Source organism: Segatella salivae DSM 15606 (assembly GCF_000185845.1).
Lineage (GTDB): Bacteria > Bacteroidota > Bacteroidia > Bacteroidales > Bacteroidaceae > Prevotella > Prevotella salivae.
In genome coordinates, this window is sequence record NZ_GL629647.1 from 2,680,788 (window position 1) to 2,686,152 (window position 5,365).

The window sequence follows — 5,365 nt, forward strand, 5'->3', positions numbered from 1 at the left end:
TTTGTCATCAATCATCTCGCTTTCGTACTACCTCATCTATCTCCTCCCTTTGATATTTGCTTTAAGAATCTATAGAAGATAATCCCTATTCATTCGTGAGGTCAATTTCTCTCAAAGACTTCAGTATTTTCAGAAATGATGCTTTTATGGTATTTGAAGATGGAATATCTCGATAAGCTATAGCAGATAGGTTCTCTACGTATTTGGGAGTCAAAATCTCCCATAAATGATCAAAATCCACTACCAATGGAGACTGATTTATGTCTTTTAGGTCTTTCCAGCCCAAAGGCTCGTCAAAAGCTTGTTGGTCATGTTCCACCAAAGTCTTTATGTCTCGAACAAATTCTTTTCTACATACATAATCTTCTAATTCTTTGATATTCAATAGCGCATTCAAGTCATAGAAGTGGCGTATTTTAGATGATAATGATGCTGTTGGCTGCTCGCTCATTGAAAAGCGAATGAGAGACACTATTTTCTCGCACAAGGTTTGTTTAAGAGATAAGACATTTAGTTCAAAAGGTTCAAGATGATACATCTCTATCACATCTTCCATTTTTTGCTTTTTCAAATATGTAGTTACAAAAGGCTCTATCGTTCTTTTCTCATATGGAAAAGGATTGGCAAATGCACTAATCTCTACAATAATTCTCGCAGGAACAGGATTTACAGAAGTATCAAAGCCTGTATGGGCTGTATAGGAGAAGGCTTGCTTCCTATATTTTGAGCCCTTGGATATATCTGAAAAGGTTTTGTCCTCTGTCAAGCCCATAGTAACCTCTTTCATCAAGTTTGACAAAAGCATTTTAACCTGATTGCCACTCATATCCCCACTGATAACAGCAAAATCCACGTCCTCTGAAAACCTATCTATCATTTGATATGCCTTTGATAAAGAAGTTCCTCCCTTAAATACGATTTTTGGCGCATAAGAACTTCTTGACAATGTACGAAGTATTCTTGAAATGTGGTAGTCTTTCTCTATTAACTGTATAGGGATATTCAAATCTTCTGACGAAGTTTGTACTAATTCCATGAATAACTCATTGTCTAAATATAGAGAATCTTTTATTGTATGTTCCATTGACTAGAAACTAAAGTTGGTGAGAGTCCGACTCTAAATCGTGTAAGCGGACTTAATGTTTGAAATAATATAGCCGCAAGGGAATCATTGGTTAGCATTGAGCCCAATAAGGCTCGCGTGAGCGGAGAGTATTTTAAGGCAAGATTGACCAGTTGTGTCTGCTCATCCTTAGAGTAGTCATTGACTTTTGCCTTTAAGAGAATATATGATCTGTCAGTAGTTGTATCAGGTATCTTTTTAATCCACTTCAAGCAGTCTAATATGCGCAGCATTTCGATATTATCTCGATTGATGGGATTTTTCTGCAATACAAAACGAATCGTATACATTCCATGTTTCCCGTTCCGTTTAGGGAAATTGGAGCCTATCTCAAGAGTTGAAGACTGTTGCGTTGTCAATCCAAACAAGTTGAATGCATAGAACCCGGTCAGATAGCCTATAGGGGTATCGTTGTCATAGAGTAAGTCACGGAATCGTTCTTCCATGGACGGACCAACAACACCAAATCTTGTTCGTTTTGGTTTATAATAAGTACCTCGGCTAAGGCGCTCTATTTCACCCTCCTGAACGAGTCTTCCCAAAGTGACTACGGCAGCATTTTGCTCACTGCGAGAAAGCCCTAAGTCTTCCAATCGGAACACTTTTCCCGTCTCAAAATTTGAAATTTTATTTTTAATACTTTTGCTTGTCATACAAATTGTTCCTTTTGCAAAGGTATATATTTTGTTGTGTAAATGCAAGTATTTACACAACAAAACAACAAGAATTTAGTATAAGGAGACTTACCAACCATCTCGCTTCCGTACCATTTCATCTATTTCTTCCCGAAGAAAAAGCAATCGACCATTAGCTTTGAGGTAAGGAATTTTCCCTGCCCAAACCCAGTTATAGATAGTTTTTTGCTCAACTTTCAAGATTCTAGAAGCATCTATGATGTCCAGATATTCCGGTTTCAAAGGTGGACGGACAGTTGTATTGATGGATTGCTCTTGCAGGACAAGTAGCTGGTCGAGTTTGTTCTCGACAGTTCTTAGTTTATCAAACAATTGTTTGCACCAATCTGTTTCTGAAATATCGTTTAAGTACGGCATAATTCTCCTTTCTGATAGTTACCATTAGTATCTTGTGCCAAAATATTTTGTTCTCTCATATAGGCGATGTACTTCTTTGCTGTTCTATCCTTAATTACCATTTCTCGCATCAGAACGTCACAAAGTTCTTGATAAGTGAGTTTGAAAGAATGTCGGAAGGCTTCTTTGACGACGGCAATAAGTTCATCGGTCTTGCGCTTTTCCTTATCTTCCTTCGACTTCTCGCCACGATAGACGTGCATGTCTTCAGTTTTATCCCAACCGAAGAGCATCATTGGAACATCCAATGGGCTTCCGTCACGGACTTTCAATGCCTTTACGACTGAATATTCAGGATTCTCGTCTTTTTCTATGGAGAGAATGCCTGCTGCCTTGCGTTGAAGTTCTGAACCAATATGCCCACGTAGCTTTATACCATTAGGCACAAAATGAAGCACACAGATGATGCAAGTATTGTATATTCCTGCCAATCGGTAGAGTTCATCAACAATGGCAATACTTTCCGTTTCATCGTTGGCAGATCGTATCAAGTCAGCAATACCGTCAATTACCACCAGATGGATGCCACCATGCTTGTGATGGAATAAGTCCATACTTTCACGAATGATTTTCAGCCTGTCCTTACGTGAGAGAGGAGCAAGGTATAAAGAGTGATAAAACTTTGGAACATGTGTCAAGGACGCCCTAATTAAAGTTTTACCCAAATTCTTATGTAACTGTGCTTCTGATTGTTCCGTATCATAATGTAAGACAGCTAAACTTTTAGGATTGGCTATAACATCCAACCCTAAGGTCTTTTCTGCAGGTAGCGGCCTTGTTCCTAATGTACCTGCAAGAATGGCACCAATATAGTTACTTTTCCCAGTCCCTTCACCACCTGTGATACAAAATAAGTTATCCTGTGTTCCCAATGGAACACCATTGACAGCCACAACCGATTTAGATGCATCAGGTGGATTTTCATAGTCTATTTCGCACGATTGCAACATCATTATAGTTTGGATATATATATCTGCCAACTTCTCTGTCAATAAAGATGTGAGCTCCTCTTCCGTCCGTCCTAAAGCAAAGAAATCGGAAATATCCTTTTCTGTCTTAATACCTTGAAGTGGCAATGTTAAGTTAATAACATTATATTGCTCTAAGAGTTTTGCCTGATGTCGTGCTTCACGTAAGCCAGTATCATCAGTATCATAGAGTAGTACAATATGTCGGAAACGTAATTGTAGACTTTCGATGATACTTTCCGGAATAGATGCTGTCTCACTATTGAAGCAAATAGCATTGAAATGGTGAGAAGAAAGTGATAGTACGTCTTTTTCTCCTCCTGTAATAAATAAGACATCGCCCTTATTTGGTAGCTGCTCGAATCCGAAGATATAATCCTTCAGTTTCTCTCCTCCGTAGAGAAACCGTAATTTACTTTGTGGACGATACAGCTTTACAAAGTCTCCCATCACATAACAGAATATCGGTTCTTCTATAGTAGAAGTCAAACTATAAGTTTTTCCCTGATTATTTGTTGTTTCATAACGAACCAGAGACTTAACGTGATACTGCTGTAATATCTTATCTGTTATTCCATAATGCAACCAAAAGGATAACTCCTCTGACTTAAAGGGTTGTTCGTATAGTCTGAAAACTCTTTTTCTTTCTGCCACGTTTGTTGTAACACTCTTTGTCAAGGGTGGAACAACGCAATTTTCTTTATCTGTGTACACATTTCTTTTCGGTGAACCCTTAAACTTTATTGTGATATTCAAATTAAGGTCTTTGATGATAGTTGCTAGTACCTTTTTGAAATCTGTACGGACATCAAGTCCTAGCATACTTGCAGCAAACCAAAAACAATCACCAGAAAAAGCCTCATTACCAAAATCTTTCATACGATAACTTTGGGATTTTGCATCAAGGTAAATGTTGCATGAAGCACGCTTATCCTCATATAGAGGATTCCTGAAATTACGCTTTGGAGTAAACTCAATTGGCATATAGTAACAGAAGACTTCCAATCCTCGATTGGTCTTCTGCAGTATCTCTTCCTTTAAATTCATAATTCTTCAAATAAAGTGTTACTATTCTCACCCATATAGCCTTTTAATACGCCGTCTTTGTACGCATTTAATCTCTGTAGGGCTTCTAACCTCCGGAATCCCTTGAATGTTGCACGTCCACTCTTTATGGATATATACAGCCCTTTAAAAGGATAGACAATATGATTGCTTGATACATACCGATAAGGGATAGAGTTGGATTCTCTCCATCTAGCAAGTGATGCTTTCGAAATTCCAAGCAAATGCAGAACATCAGAAGTATTTAATTCTATTTTTTCTTCCAAGATGAAATAGTCATGCTTGAGTTCCTTGATAAAACACGAAATCTGCTTAAGTTCTTCACGAAGCATCTGAAGCTCATGCAGCAAAGAATACATTTCACAGTTTTCCATTTTCATTGAGTAGTTTATGGCAAAGTTCTTCTATTGCAGATAAAAATGGTTTCATCAAATGGTCTCGATCTTGTTTTGATAGATAACTTATGAAGAGTTTCATAAATTCTTCTATTTGTATTTTCTCATCTAACTTGAGTTCTCGAAATAATGTTACCAATTCTCTCTGCTCTATAGTTTCATATCGATTTTTAAAATGAACTTTAGGTGCTGTCAATGAATCTATGATTCCACAAGGGAGGTGAATAATAAGAACATCTTTACCTAGACCTGCTGCACATTTTTGATAAGTACTTATTCTTATGTCATTTTCCATTTTGCATGCTTTAAGGAAATTTGAGTACTCAATACCGCTTGTATATGCAGCTTCTTTTAGGTTGGTACAAGATAAAGCTAAAATTTCAAGCGTAGGACCTACAATGTATAGGTGCCCCTTTTGTTCCGATTTGTAATGTGTTGTAGTCATAATTCTTCGATTTGTAATTTATATGACTGCAAAGTTCTGACTGCGAGAACCTACTTATGGAATATTAAAATACCATTGTCTGGTGTTATAATACCAATTTATACGATACGAATTTGTTGAATATAAACAGACAACAGGGACTTCAGTGCATGGTGCAAGCTATATCTATATATAGACTTGCACCATGCACTGAAATATTGTAGCCACAATCTTTCTAAAATATTTTTAATCAAACATTTGGAAGATGTATCATCTTTTTGTAACTTTGAACCCGAAAA

The 5,365-nt window shown here is 37.2% G+C and carries 6 protein-coding genes; all 6 read right to left on the minus strand.

Annotated elements, in window-relative coordinates; genetic code table 11:
• Positions 1-85 precede the first annotated feature (85 nt).
• On the minus strand, positions 86-1,084 hold the full coding sequence (locus HMPREF9420_RS10520; protein WP_007135659.1) for a nucleotidyl transferase AbiEii/AbiGii toxin family protein: 999 nt from the start codon (positions 1,082-1,084) through the stop codon (positions 86-88).
• On the minus strand, positions 1,069-1,776 hold the full coding sequence (locus HMPREF9420_RS10525) for a DUF6088 family protein (RefSeq protein WP_007135660.1): 708 nt from the start codon (positions 1,774-1,776) through the stop codon (positions 1,069-1,071). The genes HMPREF9420_RS10520 and HMPREF9420_RS10525 overlap by 16 nt, the downstream gene beginning before the upstream one ends.
• A gap of 90 nt (positions 1,777-1,866) precedes the next feature.
• Complete coding sequence (locus HMPREF9420_RS10530; RefSeq protein WP_007135661.1) at positions 1,867-2,175, minus strand: helix-turn-helix domain-containing protein; 309 nt, start codon at positions 2,173-2,175, stop codon at positions 1,867-1,869.
• On the minus strand, positions 2,163-4,229 hold the full coding sequence (locus HMPREF9420_RS10535; protein WP_007135662.1) for a bifunctional DNA primase/helicase: 2,067 nt from the start codon (positions 4,227-4,229) through the stop codon (positions 2,163-2,165). The genes HMPREF9420_RS10530 and HMPREF9420_RS10535 overlap by 13 nt, the downstream gene beginning before the upstream one ends.
• Positions 4,226-4,621, minus strand: a complete 396-nt coding sequence (locus tag HMPREF9420_RS10540) for a hypothetical protein (protein WP_044078928.1) — start codon at positions 4,619-4,621, stop codon at positions 4,226-4,228. Before HMPREF9420_RS10540 ends, HMPREF9420_RS10535 begins: the two co-directional genes overlap by 4 nt.
• Positions 4,608-5,087, minus strand: coding sequence for a hypothetical protein (locus HMPREF9420_RS10545; RefSeq protein ID WP_007135664.1), 480 nt, complete (start codon positions 5,085-5,087; stop codon positions 4,608-4,610). The genes HMPREF9420_RS10540 and HMPREF9420_RS10545 overlap by 14 nt, the downstream gene beginning before the upstream one ends.
• Between the last annotated feature and the right edge of the window lie 278 nt (positions 5,088-5,365).

Coding starts and splice junctions, on each gene's coding strand:
- HMPREF9420_RS10520 (WP_007135659.1), bottom strand. CDS start 1,084: ATGGAACATACAATAAAAGATTCTCTATATTTAGACAATGAGTTATTC.
- HMPREF9420_RS10525 (WP_007135660.1), bottom strand. CDS start 1,776: ATGACAAGCAAAAGTATTAAAAATAAAATTTCAAATTTTGAGACGGGA.
- HMPREF9420_RS10530 (WP_007135661.1), bottom strand. CDS start 2,175: ATGCCGTACTTAAACGATATTTCAGAAACAGATTGGTGCAAACAATTG.
- HMPREF9420_RS10535 (WP_007135662.1), bottom strand. CDS start 4,229: ATGAATTTAAAGGAAGAGATACTGCAGAAGACCAATCGAGGATTGGAA.
- HMPREF9420_RS10540 (WP_044078928.1), bottom strand. CDS start 4,621: ATGGAAAACTGTGAAATGTATTCTTTGCTGCATGAGCTTCAGATGCTT.
- HMPREF9420_RS10545 (WP_007135664.1), bottom strand. CDS start 5,087: ATGACTACAACACATTACAAATCGGAACAAAAGGGGCACCTATACATT.